The organism is Mesorhizobium sp. M7A.F.Ca.CA.002.05.1.1 (genome assembly GCF_003998335.1).
Classification (GTDB): domain Bacteria; phylum Pseudomonadota; class Alphaproteobacteria; order Rhizobiales; family Rhizobiaceae; genus Mesorhizobium.
In genome coordinates, this window is the sequence record NZ_RZQI01001574.1 from 1 (window position 1) to 588 (window position 588).

The 588-nt window shown below is 63.9% G+C and carries 2 protein-coding genes; one reads left to right on the top strand and one right to left on the bottom strand.

Going from position 1 to position 588, the window contains the following annotated elements; translation table 11 throughout:
• On the top strand, positions 1-447 hold a 447-nt coding region (locus EN939_RS37110), incomplete at its 5' end, for a helix-turn-helix domain-containing protein (RefSeq protein ID WP_164751647.1).
• A 39-nt stretch (positions 448-486) separates the two neighbouring features.
• Here EN939_RS37110 and EN939_RS37115 read toward each other — a convergent pair.
• The coding region (locus tag EN939_RS37115; RefSeq protein ID WP_127272129.1) for a DUF815 domain-containing protein at positions 487-588 on the bottom strand (102 nt) is incomplete at its 5' end.

A 588-nucleotide genomic window follows, 5' to 3' on the forward strand; every position in this document is an offset into this window, starting at 1 on the left:
CTCGAGAGCGATCTCGGCGCAAACTCACCGAGTGGATCTTTGTTTGCCGACAGCATTGGCGCCGCTCTGGCGGTGAGGCTGCTCGGTCTTGAGAATTCCGATGTCGAGCGAACAAACCGGTTGTCAGATGCCCAGCTCAAGCGAGTGTTGGAGCATATCGAAGCTGGCTTGCACGAGCCCCTTTCAATCCAGCGATTGAGCCGAGTTGCCGGGGCGAGCAGCTCGCACTTGCGGGCTTGGTTCAAGGCGGCGACGGGCGTCACCCTGCACCGCTACGTGGTGCGACGTCGCGTCGAACGCGCACGCGCCCTGCTGCAGCGAGGCGATCTCAGCACAAGCAAGGTGGCGGAATTGACGGGCTTTGCGCACCAGTCACATCTGGCGCACTGGATGCGCCGCGAGATCGGCCAAACGCCGCGTGATTTGCGCCGGGCGCAGCCCAAATGATCTTGTCATTGGATGGCGTTGGCGACGCCACCCAACGTGTCAGTCCCTCAGTGGCTTGCCGAGCCGTCCAGCCAGGTCCTGGGTGAACTGCCAGGCGACGCGGCCCGAGCGGCTGCCGCGCGTCGTCGCCCATTCCAATGC